Annotated in this window: 13 protein-coding genes; 4 read left to right on the top strand and 9 right to left on the bottom strand. The window is 71.3% G+C overall.

Annotated features, from left to right (window positions below; all coding sequences use genetic code 11):
• Window positions 1-236 precede the first annotated feature (236 nt).
• The 4 genes from ACZ6TD_RS21840 (at window position 237) to ACZ6TD_RS21825 (ending at window position 4,700) form a co-directional block, all read left to right on the top strand.
• The gene (locus ACZ6TD_RS21840) at window positions 237-1,247 is read left to right on the top strand and encodes a polyprenyl synthetase family protein (RefSeq protein ID WP_471356500.1); all 1,011 of its coding nucleotides are present in this window, start codon (window positions 237-239) and stop codon (window positions 1,245-1,247) included.
• Between the two features lie 242 nt (window positions 1,248-1,489).
• Window positions 1,490-2,734, top strand: a complete 1,245-nt coding sequence (locus tag ACZ6TD_RS21835; protein WP_471356498.1) for a LolA family protein — start codon at window positions 1,490-1,492, stop codon at window positions 2,732-2,734.
• 72 nt (window positions 2,735-2,806) lie between these two features.
• Window positions 2,807-3,790 carry an ABC transporter ATP-binding protein gene (locus ACZ6TD_RS21830; RefSeq protein ID WP_471356495.1) on the top strand — a complete coding sequence of 328 codons (984 nt, stop codon included), beginning with the start codon at window positions 2,807-2,809 and terminating at the stop codon, window positions 3,788-3,790.
• Window positions 3,777-4,700, top strand: coding sequence for an ABC transporter permease (locus ACZ6TD_RS21825; protein WP_471356493.1), 924 nt, complete (start codon window positions 3,777-3,779; stop codon window positions 4,698-4,700). Before ACZ6TD_RS21830 ends, ACZ6TD_RS21825 begins: the two co-directional genes overlap by 14 nt.
• A 78-nt stretch (window positions 4,701-4,778) precedes the next feature.
• On the opposite strand, the gene ACZ6TD_RS21820 is transcribed toward ACZ6TD_RS21825, so the two are convergent.
• The 9 genes from ACZ6TD_RS21820 to ACZ6TD_RS21780 all read right to left on the bottom strand — a co-directional run bounded on the left by ACZ6TD_RS21820 (window position 4,779) and on the right by ACZ6TD_RS21780 (window position 17,166).
• Entirely contained in the window at window positions 4,779-5,720 is a 942-nt protein-coding gene (locus tag ACZ6TD_RS21820) for a M28 family metallopeptidase (RefSeq protein WP_471356491.1), read from the bottom strand.
• Window positions 5,721-5,916: 196 nt separating this feature from the next.
• Window positions 5,917-6,933, bottom strand: a complete 1,017-nt coding sequence (gene rarD / locus ACZ6TD_RS21815) for an EamA family transporter RarD (RefSeq protein WP_471356488.1) — start codon at window positions 6,931-6,933, stop codon at window positions 5,917-5,919.
• Window positions 6,934-7,071: 138 nt separating this feature from the next.
• Window positions 7,072-7,929 carry an SDR family oxidoreductase gene (locus ACZ6TD_RS21810; protein ID WP_471356486.1) on the bottom strand — a complete coding sequence of 286 codons (858 nt, stop codon included), beginning with the start codon at window positions 7,927-7,929 and terminating at the stop codon, window positions 7,072-7,074.
• A gap of 89 nt (window positions 7,930-8,018) precedes the next feature.
• Window positions 8,019-10,073, bottom strand: coding sequence for an amino acid permease (locus tag ACZ6TD_RS21805; RefSeq protein ID WP_471356483.1), 2,055 nt, complete (start codon window positions 10,071-10,073; stop codon window positions 8,019-8,021).
• A 106-nt stretch (window positions 10,074-10,179) separates the two neighbouring features.
• Window positions 10,180-11,262 carry a 2-oxoacid:ferredoxin oxidoreductase subunit beta gene (locus ACZ6TD_RS21800; protein ID WP_471356480.1) on the bottom strand — a complete coding sequence of 361 codons (1,083 nt, stop codon included), beginning with the start codon at window positions 11,260-11,262 and terminating at the stop codon, window positions 10,180-10,182.
• Window positions 11,255-13,207 carry a 2-oxoacid:acceptor oxidoreductase subunit alpha gene (locus ACZ6TD_RS21795; protein ID WP_471356476.1) on the bottom strand — a complete coding sequence of 651 codons (1,953 nt, stop codon included), beginning with the start codon at window positions 13,205-13,207 and terminating at the stop codon, window positions 11,255-11,257. The genes ACZ6TD_RS21800 and ACZ6TD_RS21795 overlap by 8 nt, the downstream gene beginning before the upstream one ends.
• A 248-nt stretch (window positions 13,208-13,455) precedes the next feature.
• The gene (locus tag ACZ6TD_RS21790; protein ID WP_137979036.1) at window positions 13,456-14,127 is read right to left on the bottom strand and encodes a response regulator transcription factor; all 672 of its coding nucleotides are present in this window, start codon (window positions 14,125-14,127) and stop codon (window positions 13,456-13,458) included.
• Between the two features lie 140 nt (window positions 14,128-14,267).
• The gene (locus tag ACZ6TD_RS21785) at window positions 14,268-15,614 is read right to left on the bottom strand and encodes a sensor histidine kinase (protein WP_471356473.1); all 1,347 of its coding nucleotides are present in this window, start codon (window positions 15,612-15,614) and stop codon (window positions 14,268-14,270) included.
• A gap of 286 nt (window positions 15,615-15,900) precedes the next feature.
• Window positions 15,901-17,166 (bottom strand): sensor histidine kinase, encoded by a 1,266-nt coding sequence (locus tag ACZ6TD_RS21780; protein ID WP_471356470.1) that lies wholly within the window; start codon window positions 17,164-17,166, stop codon window positions 15,901-15,903.
• Between the last annotated feature and the right edge of the window lie 19 nt (window positions 17,167-17,185).

Here is a 17,185-nt window from a genome sequence, read left to right as displayed (position 1 = left end):
CCGGCCGGGCGGACGGGAGGGGTCCGGCCGGGCGGACGGGAGAGGTCCGGGGCATGAATGATCTGCTGCGATCGCGGTACTGCGATGTGAAGCGGTCGGTTCGGGAGAGAACGGTGAGAGGCGCACAAGGCGGGAAGGCGCCAACAGTGATCCATACCCGACCGGATACGCTGCCTGTTGGTGGAGGCAGCGACACATCGACATTCGCGTCATTCGTAGGCAGACAGGAGTACCCCGTGAGCTTCGTCGGGCCCTTGGGGCTGAGCGTGCGGGACCGGACTCTGGAAGCCGACACCCAGGCCGGGCTGACGGCGGTCGAAGAGGGCCTGCTGGAGGCCACCAAAAGCGACGTGCCCTTCATCACGGAGGCCGCCCAGCATCTGGTGCGGGCCGGCGGGAAGCGGTTCCGGCCCCTGCTGGTGCTGCTGGCCGCGCAGTTCGGTGACCCCCACGCGCCGGGAGTGGTGCCCTCGGCGGTGGTCGTCGAACTCACCCATCTGGCGACGCTGTACCACGACGATGTGATGGACGAGGCGGAGGTGCGGCGCGGCGTCTCCAGCGCCAACGCCCGCTGGGGCAACTCGGTGGCGGTCCTCACCGGCGACTTCCTCTTCGCCCGGGCCTCGCACATCCTGGCCGACCTCGGCCCCGAGGCGGTGCGGATCCAGGCCGAGGCGTTCGAGCGGTTGGTCACCGGCCAGATCCTGGAGACGGCGGGCCCCCGCGACGGCCGTGACCCGGTCGAGCACTACCTGGATGTGCTGGCCGGTAAGACGGGCTCGCTGATCGCCGTCTCCGGCCGGTTCGGCGCGATGATGGCGGGCGCCGACGAGAGCATCATCAGCATCCTCACCCAGTACGGCGAGCGGCTCGGCATGGCCTTCCAGCTCGCCGACGACGTACTGGACATCGCCAGCGACAGCCATGAGTCCGGCAAGACCCCCGGCACCGATCTGCGCGAGGGCGTGGCCACCCTGCCCGTGCTCTATGTGCGGGAGCAGGCGGAGGCGACCGGTTCGGCCGACGACCGCGAGCTGTGCGAGCTGCTCGCGGGCGATCTCACCGATGACGCGCGCCATGCCGAGGTGCTGCGGCGGCTGCGCGCCCATCCGGCGCTGGAGCGGGCCCGCCGGGTCACGGTCCGCTATGCGGCGGAGGCCCGTTCGATGCTGGCGCCGCTGCCCGAGGGCCCGGCGAAGGCGGCTCTCGAGGGGCTGTGCGACGCGGTGGTCCACCGGGCCGGGTGACCCCCGCCCGGCGCCTGTTCCACCCCGATCGGCCCCTGACCCCGGGGAGACCGCCCCTGACTCCCGGTGGAGCGATGTCATACCCGAGCATTACGCCGAGGTGATCCTGCGGGCTGACGCGCCACGTCGAACGATTTGGTGGGATGAAAAGACCACCACATGGCGGGATCGGGTGACAATGGCCCGAGAGGTGGACGAGTGCAAGCTGACGAACCGCCGCCGACGACGGAGGTAGAGCACACATGGCACGGATCCGACCGACACAGGTCGCCGACGACGGCTTCTGGGACGAAGAGCGCCCATCACGAGGGAAGAAGGCCGCCCGGTACGCCGCTCCGGTCGCCGTCGCGGGCATCGCGGCGGCGACCATAGGACTGGTCCCGGCGCTCGCCAGCACCGGCGACCCCAATCTGCCGAAGATCTCGGCGCAAGAGCTCATCAGCAAGATGGCGGCATCGGACGCCCAGCAGATGTCCGGTTCGGTGAAGATCACCACCGATCTGGGCATCCCCTCGCTCCCCGGCGGCGGCTCCCTCGCCGACCTCGGCGGGGCGCAGGGCGGCGACGCGTCCGCCGCGCCCGAGTCCAAGCTGATGGAGCTGATCTCCGGCTCCCACACCCTGCGGGTGGCCACCGACGGCCCCGACAAGCAGCGGGTGTCGATCGTCGAGAACGCCGCCGAGTACAGCATGATTCACAACGGCGACGAGATCTGGGCGTACGACAGCGGGAGCGACTCCGCCTATCACGCCACCGCCCCGAAGGACGCGAAGGCCAAGGGCGACCACCGGCAGGACATGCCGAAGGACCTGCGGGACGCCACGCCCCAGGAGATCGTCAAGACGGTGCTCTCCTCCGTGGACGACACCACCGATGTGACCGTCGACGGCACCTCCCGGGTCGCCGGGCGGGACGCCTACGACCTGCTGATCAAGCCCAAGCAGAACAGCGACTCCACGATCGGATCCGTCCGTATCGCGGTGGACGCGGACAACGGTGTCCCGCTGAAGTTCACGCTCTCCCCGAAGAGCGGCGGCAAGGCGATCATCGACGTGGGCTTCACCAAGGTGGACTTCGGTAAGCCCAAGGCCGGCACCTTCGACTTCCACCCGCCCAAGGGCGCCAAGGTCACCGAGGAGCCCAAGGCCGACCGGAAGGACGTCCCGAAGGGCTTCGGCACCAAGGACTTCAAGGACGCCCAGGGCGCCCTGTCCGGGCTGAAGGTCCTCGGCGACGGCTGGGACTCGGTCGCCCGGCTCGACACCCCCGGCGGCGCCGCGGCGCCCACGGCACCCGGCGGCGACAGCGGCCCGGGTGCGGCCTCCGGCCTCCTCGGCGGCTTCGGCAAGGAGGTCAAGGGGAAGTTCGGCTCCGGCACCGTGGTCAGCACCCGGCTGGTGAACGCGCTGCTCACCGACGATGGCAAGGTGTTCGTCGGCGCGGTCGACAAGGACGCCCTGGTCAAGGCCGCCAACGCGGCCAAGTGAACCCACTGGGCGCATAAGGCGCGGTGACGGACGACGCAGGGCGCGGATACGACACGGAACGAAGGGGAGCCCGTGGAGCAGCGGTCCACCGAGGGGGACGACGCCGCGGTGGAGACCCGCGGGCTCACCAAGCGCTACCGGGGCGGACAGCTCGCGGTCGACGCACTCGATCTGTCCGTGCCGCGGGGCAGTGTCTTCGGCTTCCTCGGGCCCAATGGCTCGGGGAAGACGACGACCATCCGCATGCTCATGGGCCTGATCGAGCCCACCTCGGGCAGAGCCAGGCTGCTCGGCGAGCCGATGCCGCGCGCCGCCCGGAGCGTGCTGCCCAGGGTGGGTGCCCTCATCGAGGGCCCCGCCCTGTACCCCTTTCTGACCGGCCGCGACAATCTGCTCCGCTACGACGCGGCCGACCCCACCGCCGACCCCCGCACCCGGGCCACCCGCGTGACGGCCGCCCTGGACCGGGTCGGGCTGGCCGCCGCGGCGGGGAAGAAGGCCCGCGCGTACTCGCTCGGCATGAAGCAGCGCCTGGGCCTGGCCGCCGCGCTGCTCCAGCCGCGTGAGCTGCTGGTGCTGGACGAGCCGACCAACGGCCTCGATCCGCAGGGCATGCGCGAGATCCGCGCCCTGGTGCGCGAGCTGGCCGACGAGGGCACCACCGTCTTCCTCTCCTCCCATCTCCTCGACGAGATCGAACAGGTGTGCACACACGCCGCCGTGATGGCCCAGGGCCGTCTGATCGCCCAGGGCACGGTGGCCGAGCTGGCGGCGGGCAGTCGCGGCCGGCTGGCCGTCACCACCCCGGACCCGGTGGACGCGGTCCGGGTCCTCAAGGAGCACGGGGTGACGGACCTGGTGGTCCTGGACGAGCGGGTCTCCGGCGAGCTGCCGGTGCCCGGCCCCGGCGTGGACGACGCACCGCTGGAACTGGCCGATCTCAACGCCGCCCTCGTACGCGCCGGGGTGCGGGTCCGGGCCTTCGGGGCCGAACGCGCCTCGCTCGAGGACGCCTTTGTCGCGCTGACCGGGGAGGGCTTCGATGTCGCGGGCTGAGGAACCGAGGGTGGCCGACCCCGGCGCACTGGCGGAGAGGGCCGCGAACCCGCCCCGCCCGAGCCCCCTGTGGGCCCTGGCGCTCTTCCGTTCCGAGCTGACCACCACCCTCCGCCGCTGGCGGACCCTGGCCCTGCTCGGGGTGCTCGCGCTGATCCCGATCCTCATCGGCGTCGCGGTGAAGATCGAGACGAGTGACGGCGGCGGCTTCGGCGGCGGCCGTGGGGGAGAGGGGCAGGGCCCCGCCTTCTTCCCGCAGATCACCAACAACGGGATCTTCCTGGTCTTCGCGTCACTGGCGGCGACGCTGCCGGTCTTCCTGCCGATGGTGATCGGCGTGATCGCCGGTGACGCCATCGCCGGGGAGGCGGGCTCCGGGACGCTGCGCTATCTGCTGGTCGCCCCCGCCGGGCGGACCCGTCTGCTGCTGGCCAAATTCACCACCACCATGGCCTTCTGCCTGATCGCGACCCTGGTCGTGGCCCTCTCAAGCCTGGTGACGGGGGCGCTGCTGTTCCCGCTCGGCGATGTCACGCTGATCTCGGGCATCACCGTCTCGTTCGACGAGGCGCTGCTCAGGGCGCTCGGCGTGGCCGCCCTGGTGGCCCTGTCGCTGGTGGGGATCGCCTCGGTGGGGCTGTTCATCTCCACCCTCACCAACAGCGGGATCGCGGCCATGGCCACGACCGTGGGGTTGGTGATCACCGCGCAGATCCTCGACACCATCCCGCAGTTGCACGCGATCCACCCGTACCTCTTCCCGCACTACTGGCTCAGCTTCGCCGATCTCCTCCGCGAGCCGGTCTACTGGGACGAGCTGGTCAAGAACCTGGGGCTGCAGGGGCTGTACGTGGCCGTGTTCGGCTCGGCGGCCTGGGCCCGGTTCACCGCGAAGGACATCACGGCCTGAGCGGCCCGAGAGACCTGAGCGGCCGAGAGACCTGAGCGGCCCGAGCCGGCGGAGCCGAACACGGCACGTCATCCGGGATCAGGCGCCGCCGAGCGTCCAGACCGCGTACGCGATGGCGTCGCTGTTGCGGTCCAGGGCGGTGTCGTCGATGTTGCTCGAGGTGTCGCAGGAGCGGTGGTAGCAGCGGTCGAACGCCTGACCGGAGGTGCCGCCCCACTTCTGGGCCTGGGCCGCGGTCTTGATGTAGTCGGCGCCGCTGAAGAGACCGCCCACCGGGATGCCCTTGTTCTTGAACGGCGCGTGGTCGGAGCGGCCGTCGCCCTCGGTCTCGATCTCGGTGGGCACGCCCTTGGCGGAGAAGAACGCCTTGAAGACCGACTCGATCCCGGGGTCGTCGTCATAGACGAAGTAGCCGGGGTTGGGCGAGCCGATCATGTCGAAGTTGAGATAGCCGTCGATCTTCGCCCGTTCGGCTGACGGCAGGTTGTTGATGTAGTAGGTGGAGCCGACCATTCCCCGCTCCTCGGCGCCCCACCAGGCGAACCGCAGATGCTTGGTGGGCTTCGCGCCCTGGCGGGCCACGGTGAGCGCGGTCTCCAGGATTCCGGCGGAGCCCGAGCCGTTGTCGTTGATCCCGGGGCCCGCGGTGACGGAGTCGAGGTGGGCGCCGGAGAACACCACGTTGTTGGTGTCGCCGCCGGGCCAGTCGGCGACGAGGTTGTAGCCGGTGGCCCCGCCGGAGGTGAACTGCTGCACGGTGGTGGTGTATCCGGCGGCGTCCAGCTTGCCCTTGATGTAGTCGAGCGACGCCTTGTAGCCGGGTCGGCCATGGGCGCGGTTGCCGCCGTTGGCCGTGGCGATGGACTGAAGCTGCGCCAGATGGGCCTTCACATTGGCCACGGAGATGTCGGGCGCCGCGAGGGCGGTACGGGCGTCCGCCGTGTGCCGGGCCGATGCGGCGGCGGAGGTGGCGGGGGCGGCCGAGACCAGGGCGGCGACCGCCGTACCGGCGGCGGCCATGACGGCCGCACGCCGTATCAGGGATCTTCGGGGGCGGGCTTGCGCGCATGAGGACATGGGGGGCTCCGGTTCCGAACGAGGACAGGACGGAATGACGTGACGCTGTGTGGTGCACGTGCCCGTGGGGGCGATGGAGCGGTGAACGTGCTGATGCTCCGGGCGTGGCTGACTCCGCGTCAAGGGCGGAAACCGGACATCAGCCGCCGGATATCGGGCCCGGCCGGGTATCGGACACCGCGGCGTCCGGAACCACATCGGCCTCCACTGTCGCCGACAGCACCGCCGCCCGCGCGGCGGCGTCGGCCAGCGCCCGCCGCGCCCGCCGGGCGGTGCGCAGCGCGTCCCAGGTCAGCAGCGCGAGCGCGAGCCAGACGAGGGCGAAGCCCGCCCACCGTTCGGGTGGCATCGACTCGTGGAAGACGGCGAGCCCGAGGATGAACTGGAAGGTCGGCGCCACGTACTGGAGCATCCCGATCGTCGACAGCGGCAGCCGCACCGCCGAGGCCCCGAAGCAGATCAGCGGCAGCGCCGTGACGAAGCCGCAGCTCGCCAGCAGCGCGGCGTGCCCGGCGCCCTCGCTCGCGAACGTGGCTCCGCCGTGCGCCCCGAGCCAGATCAGGAAGCCGAGCGCGGGCAGGAACTGCACGGCGGTCTCGGCGGCCAGCGACTCCAGCCCGTCAAGCCCGACCCGCTTCTTGGCCAGGCCGTACGTCGCGAAGCTGAAGGCGAGGGTGAGCGCGATCCACGGCAGCTTGCCGTAGCCCACCGTCAGCACGGCCACGGCCACCACCCCGACGCCGACCGCCGCCCACTGCGCGGGCCGCAGCCGCTCACGCAGCAGCAGCACCCCGAAGGCGATGCTGACCAGCGGGTTGATGAAGTATCCGAGCGCGGTCTCCACCACATGCCCGCTGTTGACGCCCCAGATGTAAAGGCCCCAGTTGACCGAGATCACGGTCGCGGCGAGCGCGATCATGCCCAGCCGCCGGGGCTGCCGCAGCAGCGGCCGTATCCAGCTCCAGCGGCGCAGCACCAGCAGCACCAGACCGACGGCCGCCAGCGACCACACCATCCGGTGGGCGAGGATCTCCATCGCCCCGGCGGGCTCCAGCAGCGGCCAGAAGAGCGGCACCAGACCCCAGATGCCGTACGCCGCGAAGCCGTAGAGGAGACCGGCGCGATCGACGCGGTCCTGCTGGTTCTGCGGCGTCACGGCACCCTCCCCGACGGCATGACGAGCCCCCCGGCGGGCCCGTTCCGAGGGTCCGAAGGTAGCGCTGGTGAGGCCCGCCTGTCATTCCCGTATCGGAATACGGTGATGACAGGCGGGCCGTGGTGCGTACGGGGCGGGTCAGCCCTTCAGCGCGGCCGCCACCGAGTCCGCGATGGGGGTGGTCGGACGGCCGATGAGCCGGGACAGCTCGCCCGGGGTGGCGTCCAGCCGGCCGCGCCCGATGGCCGCCTCGACATCGGAGAGGATCACGGCGAACGGTTCGGGGACGCCCGCGCCGGTGAGGATGGACTGGTACTCGGCGGGGGAGACGGCGCCGTAGACGATCTCCTTGCCGGACTGCCGGGCGACCACCTCGGCGTACTCGGCGAAGCCCCAGGCGGTGTCGCCGGACAGCTCGTACGCCTTGCCCTCGTGGCCCTCACCGGTCAGGACGGCGACGGCGGCCGCCGCGTAGTCGGCGCGCGCGGCGGAGGCGACCCGGCCCTCGCCCGCGGCGCCCACGACGGCGCCGTGCTCCAGGACGGTGGAGAGGTTCTCGGTGTAGTTCTCGTTGTACCAGCCGTTGCGCAGCAGCACGTACGGCAGACCGGAGTCGAGGATCGCCTGCTCGGTGACCTTGTGCTCATCGGCCAGGGAGAAGTCGGCGGCGGGGCCGCCCAGGATGCTGGTGTAGGCGAGCAGTGCGACTCCGGCCTCCTTGGCGGCGTCGATCACGGCCTGGTGCTGCGGCACCCGCTGCCCGACCTCGCTGCCGGAGATCAGCAGCACCTTGTCGCCGGCGGCGAAGGCGCCGGCGAGCGTCTCGGGCCGGTTGTAGTCGGCCACATGCAGCCGCACCCCGCGATCGGCGAGGTCGGCGGCCTTCGCGGTGTCGCGCACGACCGCGGTGATCTGGTCGGCGGGAACCTTCTCCAGCAGCCCCTCGACGACGAGGCGGCCGAGGTGGCCGGTGGCTCCGGTGACGACGATGCTCATATGCGTGACTCTCCTGGTTCGGTATCGGCACACCCACCTTAAGGGAAGCGCTAACCAAAAGAAAGGTACTTCCGGTTAAGTAAGTGTGTTCATTCGGGGCCGGGCCGCTCACGAGGCCCCCGCTCTCCAGGCCCCCGCTCCCCAGGCCCCCGCTCTCCAGGCCCCCGCTCCCCGGGCTCCCGCTCCCCGGGCTCCCGCTCCCGTGCCGCGAGGCCGACGGCGAATGGCAGGATGGTCACCGCGACGCCCGGCAGCCGCTCCAGCGCCTTGGCCAGCGACTCCGCCGTGCCCCGGTGCAGCAGCTTGCCCAGTGGGGAGGCGTAGGTGCGGCGCGGCACCAGCAGGGTCAGCGCGGTCCGCCCGTCCTCGGTGGTACGGGCCGCCAGCTCCATCACCGCGTGGCGCAGCCGCCGGTCCGGGCACTCCACGACCTCCAGCGGCACCGTCACCCCCGCCGTGGCCTCCCACCGCGCCATCAGCCGCCGGGCATGGGTCTCGTCCACCATGAAGTGCACCGCGCGGACCTCGTCGGGCCGCAGCTCATGCGCGTACCGCAGCGCCTTGACCGTCGCGAGGTCGATGCTGTCCGCCAGGACGAAGACCACATGGCGCCGCCAGCGCGGGACGTCGTCGCCGGGGCGCTCCACCGCCTCCAGGGCGGCCGCCTCCGCGCGGTACTCGCGGTTGATCCGGATCAGTGCCCAGACACCCAGCGGGAAGACCACCACGACCAGCCAGGCGCCCTCGGTGAACTTGGTGATCCCGAAGATCAGCACCACGGCCGCGGAGACCACCGCGGTGATGAGGTTCACCGCGACCTTCCACGTCCGCCCCGGCTCCCGGCGCCGCAGGTGATAGGCCGTCATCCCGGACCCGGCCATGGTGAAGGCGGTGAACACCCCGATCGCGTACAGCGCCACCAGCCGGTCCACATTGGCCTCGGTGACCACCAGCAGCGCCAGCGCCACCACGGCCAGCGACACGATCCCGTTGGAGAAGGCCAGCCGGTGGCCGCGCCGGGTGAGCTGCCGGGGCAGAAAGCGGTCCTCGGCCACGAAGCTGGCCAGGAACGGAAAGCCGGTGAAGGGCGTGTTGGCGCCCGTGTAGAGGATGAGCGCGGTCGCCAGTTGGACGAACGCCAGCCCCAGGGCGCCCAGCACCCCGCCGCCGAAGACCAGATGGGCCTCCTGCGCGAGGACGGTCGGGGTGCCGTCCCGGTACGGGATGGCGTGGGTGAAGTGGGCCAGGGCGGAGACTCCGAGGACCAGCGTGCCCAGGACGCAGCTCATCGTGATCAGTGTGCGGCGGGCGTTGCGGCCCTTGGGGTCGCGGAAGACCGAGACGCTGTTGGAGATCGCCTCCAGACCGGTCAGCGAGGAGCCGCCGTTGGCGAACGAGCGCAGCACGATGAAGAGCGAGGCGCCGTAGAGCCAGCCGCTGCCCGGAGTGCCGAGCTCCACGGCGCCCGCGGCGTGCACATCGGCGTGCGGAAGCGTCCCGGTGAGCCCGCGGATCACGCCGACCACCAGCATCAGGCCGACGGCGACGATGAACAGGTAGGCGGGCACCATGAAGACCCGCCCGGCCTCCCGCAGCCCGCGCAGGTTCCCGTAGGCGAGGATCAGGATCACCAGGGCGCTGAGGGGCAGTTGGAGATGGTCGATACCGGTCCACCTGCCGCCGACGAGATGGGCGAACGAGATGATCGCGTTGGTGCCCGCCGAGACCTGGACCGCGACGGTGACGATGTAGTCCACCAACAGCGCCACGGACGCGATCTGGGCGATGTCCGGGCCGAAGCTCTCCCGCGCCACCACATACGAGCCGCCCGCCCGGGTGTAGATCATCACCACATCGCTGTAGCAGAGCGTGACCACCAGCAGCACCAGCAGGATCGCCCCGGTCACCGGGAGGATCAGGGTGAACGCCGCGACCCCGATGACCGGCACCAGCACCCGCAGCATCTCCTCGCTGCCGTACGCCGTCGAGGAGATGCAGTCGGAGGCCAGCACGCCCAGCGCGGCCCGGTTGCTCAGCTTCTCGCGCCGGATCCGCTCGGTGACCAGGGGCGGGCCGAGCAGCAGCCGCTTGAGGCGGTAGCCGGGGCGGTCGGGCGGCTGGAGCGGGGCGGCGGTGTCGGCCATGGGCATAGGAGAGCGGGTGCCCGGCCGGGGCGCGGTCAGACGCTCCGGCCGGGCACCCGCCTGTGCCCATATGTACGAACGCGCCCGGTGGGCGCGCCGTACGGGGTCAGCCTACGACGGTCCAGGTGTCGCCGCCCGCGAGCAGCGTGCCGAGGTCGCCCTTGCCCTTCAGCTCCACGGCGTTGTCGAGCTGGTCGGACATCTGAGTGTCGTAGACCGGGCGCTCCACATCGCGCAGCACCCCGATGGGGGTGTGGTGGAGGGTGTCGGCGTCGGCGAGCCGGGTCAGCGCGAAGGCCGTGGTGGGCGAGGCCGCGTGGGCGTCGTGCACCAGCACCTGGTGCTCGTTCTCGGCGGTGACGGTGACCACTTCGAGGTCGCCGGTGCCCTGGTTGCGGATGACGCCCTTGGACCGGTCGGCGCCGAAGCGGATCGGCTGCCCGTGCTCCAGCCGGATCACGGCCTCCTCGGCCTGGTCCTTGTCCTTCAGGGCCTCGAAGGCGCCGTCGTTGAAGATGTTGCAGTTCTGGTAGATCTCCACCAGCGCGGTGCCCGGGTGGGCCGCCGCCTGCCGCAGCACCTCGGTCAGGTGCTTGCGGTCGGAGTCCACGGTGCGGGCCACGAAGCCCGCCTCGGCGCCGAGCGCGAGCGACAGCGGGTTGAACGGCGCGTCCAGGGAGCCCATCGGGGTCGACTTGGTGATCTTGCCGACCTCGGAGGTGGGGCTGTACTGACCCTTGGTCAGGCCGTAGATGCGGTTGTTGAAGAGCAGGATCTTCAGGTTCACATTGCGGCGCAGCGCGTGGATCAGGTGGTTGCCGCCGATCGACAGCGCGTCGCCGTCACCGGTGACGACCCACACCGACAGATCGCGGCGGGAGGCGGCCAGGCCGGTGGCGATGGCCGGGGCGCGGCCGTGGATGGAGTGCATCCCGTAGGTGTTCATGTAGTACGGGAAGCGTGAGGAGCAGCCGATGCCGGAGACGAAGACGATGTTCTCCTTCGCCAGGCCCAGTTCGGGCATGAAGCCCTGGACGGCGGCGAGGATCGCGTAGTCACCGCAGCCGGGGCACCAGCGGACCTCCTGGTCGGACTTGAAGTCCTTCATCGTCTGCTTGGTGTCGCTCTTGGGCACCAGGGAGAGCGCGTGCCGAGCCGATGCCGCGCCCTCGGCGATGGTGTCAGTCATCGATGGCCTCCTTGAGGGCGGTGGCGAGCTGTTCGGCCTTGAAGGGCAGTCCGCGGACCTGGGTGAAGGAGCGGGTGTCGACCAGATAGCGGGCGCGCAGCAGCGTCGCGAGCTGACCCAGGTTCATCTCCGGCACCACGACCTTCTCGTAACCCTCCAGCACCTTGCCGAGGTTGGCCGGGAAGGGGTTGAGATGGCGCAGATGGGCCTGGGCGATCCGGTCGCCCGCGGTGCGGACGCGGCGCACCGCCGCAGTGATCGGGCCGTACGTGGACCCCCACCCCAGGACCAGGGTGCGGGCGTCGCCGGTCGGGTCGTCGACCTCGATGTCCGGCACCACGATGCCGTCCACCTTGGCCTGGCGGATGCGGACCATGTGATCGTGGTTGGCCGGGTCGTAGGAGATGTTCCCCGTGCCGTCCTGCTTCTCGATGCCGCCGATCCGGTGCTCCAGACCGGGCGTGCCGGGCACGGCCCAGGGGCGGGCCAGGGTCTCCGGGTCGCGCTTGTACGGCCAGAAGACCTCGGTGCCGTCGGCCAGTACGTGGTTGGGGCCGGCCGCGAACTGGACGCGCAGGTCGGGCAGCTCGCCGACGTCCGGCACCCGCCACGGCTCCGAGCCGTTGGCCAGATAGCCGTCCGACAGCAGGAACACCGGGGTGCGGTAGGTCAGGGCGATCCGGGCGGCGTCGAGCGCGGCGTCGAAGCAGTCGGCCGGGGTCTTCGGGGCCACGATCGGCACCGGGGCCTCGCCGTTGCGCCCGTACATGGCCTGGAGCAGATCCGCCTGCTCGGTCTTGGTGGGCAGCCCGGTGGAGGGGCCGCCGCGCTGGATGTCGATCACCAGCAGCGGCAGCTCCAGCGACACCGCGAGCCCGATGGTCTCCGACTTCAGCGCCACACCGGGGCCGGAGGTGGTGGTCACGGCGAGGGAGCCGCCGAAGGCCGCGCCCAGCGCGGCGCCGATACCGGCGATCTCGTCCTCGGCCTGGAAGCTGCGCACGCCGAAGTTCTTGTGCTTGGACAGCTCGTGCAGGATGTCCGAGGCCGGGGTGATCGGGTACGACCCCAGGAACAGCGGCAGATCCGCCTGGCGGGAGGCCGCGATCAGCCCGTACGACAGCGCCAGGTTTCCGGAGATGTTCCGGTAGGTGCCGGTGGGGAACGCGGTGGTGGCCGGGGCGACCTCGTAGGAGACGGCGAAGTCCTCGGTGGTCTCGCCGAAGTTCCAGCCCGCCCGGAAGGCGGCCACGTTCGCCTCGGCGATCTGCGGCTTCTTGGCGAACTTCTGCCGCAGGAACTTCTCGGTGTTCTCCGTCGGCCGGTGGTACATCCACGACAGCAGCCCGAGCGCGAACATGTTCTTGCTGCGCTCGGCCTCCTTGCGGGACAGCCCGAATTCCTTCAGCGCCTCGATGGTCAGCGTGGTGAGCGGCACCGGGTGGACGCGGTATCCGTCCAGCGAGCCGTCCTCCAGGGGGCTTTGGTCATAGCCGACCTTGGCCATGGGGCGCTTGGTGAACTCGTCGGTGTTGACGATGATTTCCGCCCCGCGCGGCACATCGGGGAGGTTGGCCTTCAGTGCGGCCGGGTTCATCGCCACCAGCACGTTCGGCGCGTCACCTGGTGTGAGGATGTCGTGATCGGCGAAGTGGAGCTGGAAGCTCGACACTCCGGGCAGCGTGCCGGCGGGGGCGCGGATCTCCGCCGGGAAGTTGGGCAGGGTCGACAGGTCGTTTCCGAACGACGCCGTCTCCGAGGTGAACCGGTCACCCGTGAGCTGCATACCGTCACCGGAGTCCCCCGCGAACCGGATGATCACCCGGTCCAGACGGCGGACCTCCTTGCCGCCGTCTGCTGCTCGCTGCCCCCCGGCGGGCGTCTGCCCGCCCTGCTGATCGGCTGGTTCGGCCTGCTCGGCCGGGCTACTGACCTGGCTGGTCACTGCTTCGGACCTCCCTTGAGGCGGCGCTCCTGGACAGTCGGTGCCGACCGGTTGTCCCATGACCATCGTACGTCGGTAAGGGTGGCCTTCCTTGGCTGGATCACATGGTGGACGCCGAAAGAAGAACCATATATGTCCTGGTTTGCCATGACGTGCCCCTCCCTCCGTGCTGGCATTTCCGCTGATCCCCCGTTCAGCCTTTGGCCCCGCTTTGGTGCGCGGGAGCCTGCTTTCAGGAATGGAGAGTTTCAGGAATTGAGATAGGTGAGAACGGCGAGCACCCGACGGTGATCTCCGTCACTCGGCGACAGGCCGAGCTTCAGGAAGATGTTGCTCACATGCTTCTCGACCGCGCCGTCGCTCACCACGAGCTGCCGGGCGATGGCCGAATTGGTACGGCCCTCGGCCATCAGCCCCAGGACCTCCCGCTCCCTCGGGGTGAGCCCGGCCAGCACATCCTGCTTGCGGCTGCGGCCCAGCAACTGGGCGACCACCTCCGGATCGAGCGCGGTGCCGCCCTGGGCGACCCGCACCACCGCGTCCACGAACTCGCGCACCTCGGCCACCCGGTCCTTGAGCAGATAGCCGACGCCCCTGCTGTTCCCGGCCAGCAGCTCGGTGGCGTACTGCTCCTCCACGTACTGCGACAGGACCAGCACCGCGAGACCCGGGTGGTCACGGCGCAGCCGGACGGCCGCCCGGACCCCCTCGTCGGTGTGCGTGGGCGGCATCCGGACGTCGGCCACCACCACATCCGGTGGCGCGCCCTCGTCGGCCAGCTCCCGCACCGACTTGATCAGCGCCTCCGCGTCCCCGACGCCCGCGACCACGTCATGGCCCCGGTCGGTCAGCAGCCGGGTCAGCCCCTCCCGCAGCAGCACCGAATCCTCGGCGATGACCACCCGTACTCTGTCCGCCACGATGCTCGGCCCCCGTTTCACTCGGTTCGTCGGGGACCAGCATCCCAGGGTTCGGCCGCTCGCGTCGCGCAGAACCGGCCGCGTACGGGCCGCGTACAAGTGGAGGGGCGTGCGCCGTGGGCCCCCAGTGGCGTGCGCCGTCAGCGCCAGGGGAGCTCGGCGGTCACCGTGGTCGGGCCGCCCGCCGGGGAGTGGACGACCAGGATCCCGTCCACCGCGTCGATCCGCTCGGCCAGCCCGGCGAGACCCGAACCGGTGGAGGTGCCGGCCCCGCCCCGCCCGTCGTCCGTGATCTGGAGCATCACCCGGTCCTCGGTACGCCAGACGTCGACCTCGGCGGTGCGGGCGCCGCTGTGCTTGCTGATGTTCTGCAGCAGCTCGGAGACGGTGAAGTAGGCGATGCCCTCGATCGCGGGCGCGGGCCGCTGCGGAAGGTCCACGGTCGCCTTCACCGGGACGGTGCAGCGTGCGGCGAGGGCGGAGAGGGCGGGGCCGAGGCCGCGGTCGGTGAGGATGGCGGGGTGGATGCCGCGGGCGAGGTCGCGCAGCTCCTGGAGGGCGAGCTTCACCTCGCCGTGGGCCTCGTCGACCATCTTGGCGGCGGCCTCCGGGTCCTCCTCCAGCTTCTCCTTCGCCAGACCCAGATCCATGGCGAGGGCGACCAGCCGGGCCTGGGCGCCGTCGTGGAGGTCGCGCTCGATCCGGCGCAGGTCGGCGGCGGCGGTGTCCACCACGGTGCCCCGGTCCGACTCCAGCTCCCAGACCCGGCTCGCCAGCCGGGACGGGCCCAGCAGCCCGGTCACCATGACCCGGTCGACCGAGGTCAGCGCACGCAGCACCCACGGGGTCAGCAGCAGGACCAGCACGCCGACGACGCAGGCCACGGTGGTCTCGAAGGGGGTGTCCAGATAGAAGTGGCGTCCGCGGTCGTCGTCCCCGAAGAGCTCCAGGCCCGGCTCGTCCAGATACCGGGGGAAGACCCAGCGCCACAGCGGATAGGTCGCGAAGCCCCAGCCGTAGAAGGTGAACGCCACCGCGAAGCCGAAGGAGAACACCGCCCACGGCAGATGGATCAGCGCGTAGATCACATGCCGCCAGGAGGTGCCGCTCCTGAGCAGCGCGCCCACCCAGGCGACCGGTCCGCGCCTGCCCCCGCGGCCGCCCCTCCGGCCGAGGACGGGCTCGGGCTCGGCCACCTCCAGCCCCAGCAGCGCCCGGGCGCGGGCCCGCTCGACGACGCCGAGCGCCCGGCAGCCCGCGAGGGCGGCGCCGAGCACCGGGACGCCGAGGAAGGTGATCAGCAGCCCGGCGCCGAGCGCGATCATCGTGACCGTGTAGACGAAGGTGAGGATGGCCATCGGCAGGCTGATCAGGACGTAGAGGAACTCACGCCACACGCGGCCCTGGAACGGCGCCTTCAGCACTGAGGGCACCAGATGGCCACGGGGCTCGGTCCCCGGTTCGTAGGGGCGGTATGCGGTGGCCATCGTCTCGTCCGTCCTCCGGGGCCTGGTCGGTCGCTCGTCTGCGTTTCCCCAAGGGTCCCGGAGCGGGGTCGGCCCGGCCATCGGGCGGATCGGCCTCTTCACCGGGGGGTTAGCCCTACCTCGAGGGGTGAGGTCAGGTGCCAGGACCGCCGGGGGTGGGGTCCGGTGCCAGGTGGGGGGCAGGTCGCTGCCAGGGCCAGGGCCAGGGTCAGTGCCAGGTGTCAGGTCGGGGCCGGCTCTCAGGCTCTTCGCCGGACCGTTCTCAGGCTCTTCGCCGGGGCCGATCTCAGGCCCTTCGCCCGGACCGTGCCACCGCCGCGCCCGCCGCCGACCCGGTCCGGTGGCGCCAGGGCAGCTCGGCGGTCACGGTGGTCGGCCCACCGGACGGCGAGTCCACCGCGAACAGCCCGTCCACCGAGCCCAGCCGCTCCGCCAGGCCCGCGAGCCCCGAGCCCCTGTCGGTGGACGCCCCGCCGCGCCCGTCGTCCCGCACCTGGAGCAGCAGCCGGTCCTCGGTGCGCCACAGCTCGACCTCGGCGGTGCGGGCGCCGCTGTGCTTGCTGATGTTCTGGAGCAGCTCGGAGACGGTGAAGTAGGCGATGCCCTCGATCGCCGGTGCCGGGCGTTCGGGCAGTTCGACCGCCACCTTCACGGGGACGGTGCAGCGGGCGGCGAGGGCGGAGAGGGCGGGGCCGAGGCCGCGGTCGGTGAGGATGGCGGGGTGGATGCCGCGGGCGAGGTCGCGCAGCTCCTGGAGGGCGAGCTTCACCTCGCCGTGGGCCTCGTCGACCATCTTGGCGGCGGCCTCCGGGTCCTCCTCCAGCTTCTCCTTCGCCAGACCGAGCCCCATCGCGAGGGCGACCAGCCGGGCCTGGGCGCCGTCGTGGAGGTCGCGCTCGATCCGGCGCAGGTCGGCGGCGGCGGTGTCCACCACGGTGCCCCGGTCCGACTCCAGCTCGGCGATCCGCCGCTCCAGCTCGTCGGAGGGGAACAGCAGCCCGCGCACCATCGCCCGGTCCACATGCGTCAGCCCCCGGGCGATCCACGGCAGCACCGGCCAGGCCGCGAACAGCGAGGTCAGGGTGAGCGCGAAGGTGACCACCGACCACGGCAGCCGGATCAGGGCGTACAGCGTGGCCCGCCAGCCGACCGGGTCCCGCAGGCTCGTCCACAGCCTGCCGAGGAAGCTGCTGTCCGGCTGGTACGGCAGGGGGCTGGGCTCGTCGATGTGCACCGAGAGCAGCGCCCTGGCGCGGTTGCGCTCGAACCGGCCGAGCAGCCGGCTGAACCGCAGCCCCACGGCCAGCAGGGGCAGGCCCACCACCGTGACGGACAGCCCCAGGCCGACGGCCAGCCAGACCAGGGTGAAGACGAAGCACACGATGCCCACCAGCAGATTGGCCAGGAGATGCGCGATCTCCTTCCAGGTCTGCGTGGGAAAGGCGAACGCGGGCGGGCGCGGCAGCCGCTCGTCGGCGCGGCCGCGGCCGCCGCCGTAGCCGCCGCCGTCGGGGCCGTCGACGGGCCCGTCGACGGGGGAACTGGAGGTCATGACAGCAAGACTGCCCGGC

It is taken from the genome of Streptomyces yongxingensis (genome assembly GCF_055597465.1).
The sequence above is the reverse complement of the archived record's forward strand: the minus strand, read 5'-3'. Positions and strand labels throughout refer to the sequence as shown.

Coding starts and splice junctions, on each gene's coding strand:
- ACZ6TD_RS21835 (WP_471356498.1), top strand. CDS start 1,490: ATGGCACGGATCCGACCGACACAGGTCGCCGACGACGGCTTCTGGGAC.
- ACZ6TD_RS21825 (WP_471356493.1), top strand. CDS start 3,777: ATGTCGCGGGCTGAGGAACCGAGGGTGGCCGACCCCGGCGCACTGGCG.
- ACZ6TD_RS21820 (WP_471356491.1), bottom strand. CDS start 5,720: ATGGCCGCCGCCGGTACGGCGGTCGCCGCCCTGGTCTCGGCCGCCCCC.
- ACZ6TD_RS21810 (WP_471356486.1), bottom strand. CDS start 7,929: ATGAGCATCGTCGTCACCGGAGCCACCGGCCACCTCGGCCGCCTCGTC.
- ACZ6TD_RS21805 (WP_471356483.1), bottom strand. CDS start 10,073: ATGGCCGACACCGCCGCCCCGCTCCAGCCGCCCGACCGCCCCGGCTAC.
- ACZ6TD_RS21800 (WP_471356480.1), bottom strand. CDS start 11,262: ATGACTGACACCATCGCCGAGGGCGCGGCATCGGCTCGGCACGCGCTC.
- ACZ6TD_RS21785 (WP_471356473.1), bottom strand. CDS start 15,614: ATGGCCACCGCATACCGCCCCTACGAACCGGGGACCGAGCCCCGTGGC.
- ACZ6TD_RS21780 (WP_471356470.1), bottom strand. CDS start 17,166: ATGACCTCCAGTTCCCCCGTCGACGGGCCCGTCGACGGCCCCGACGGC.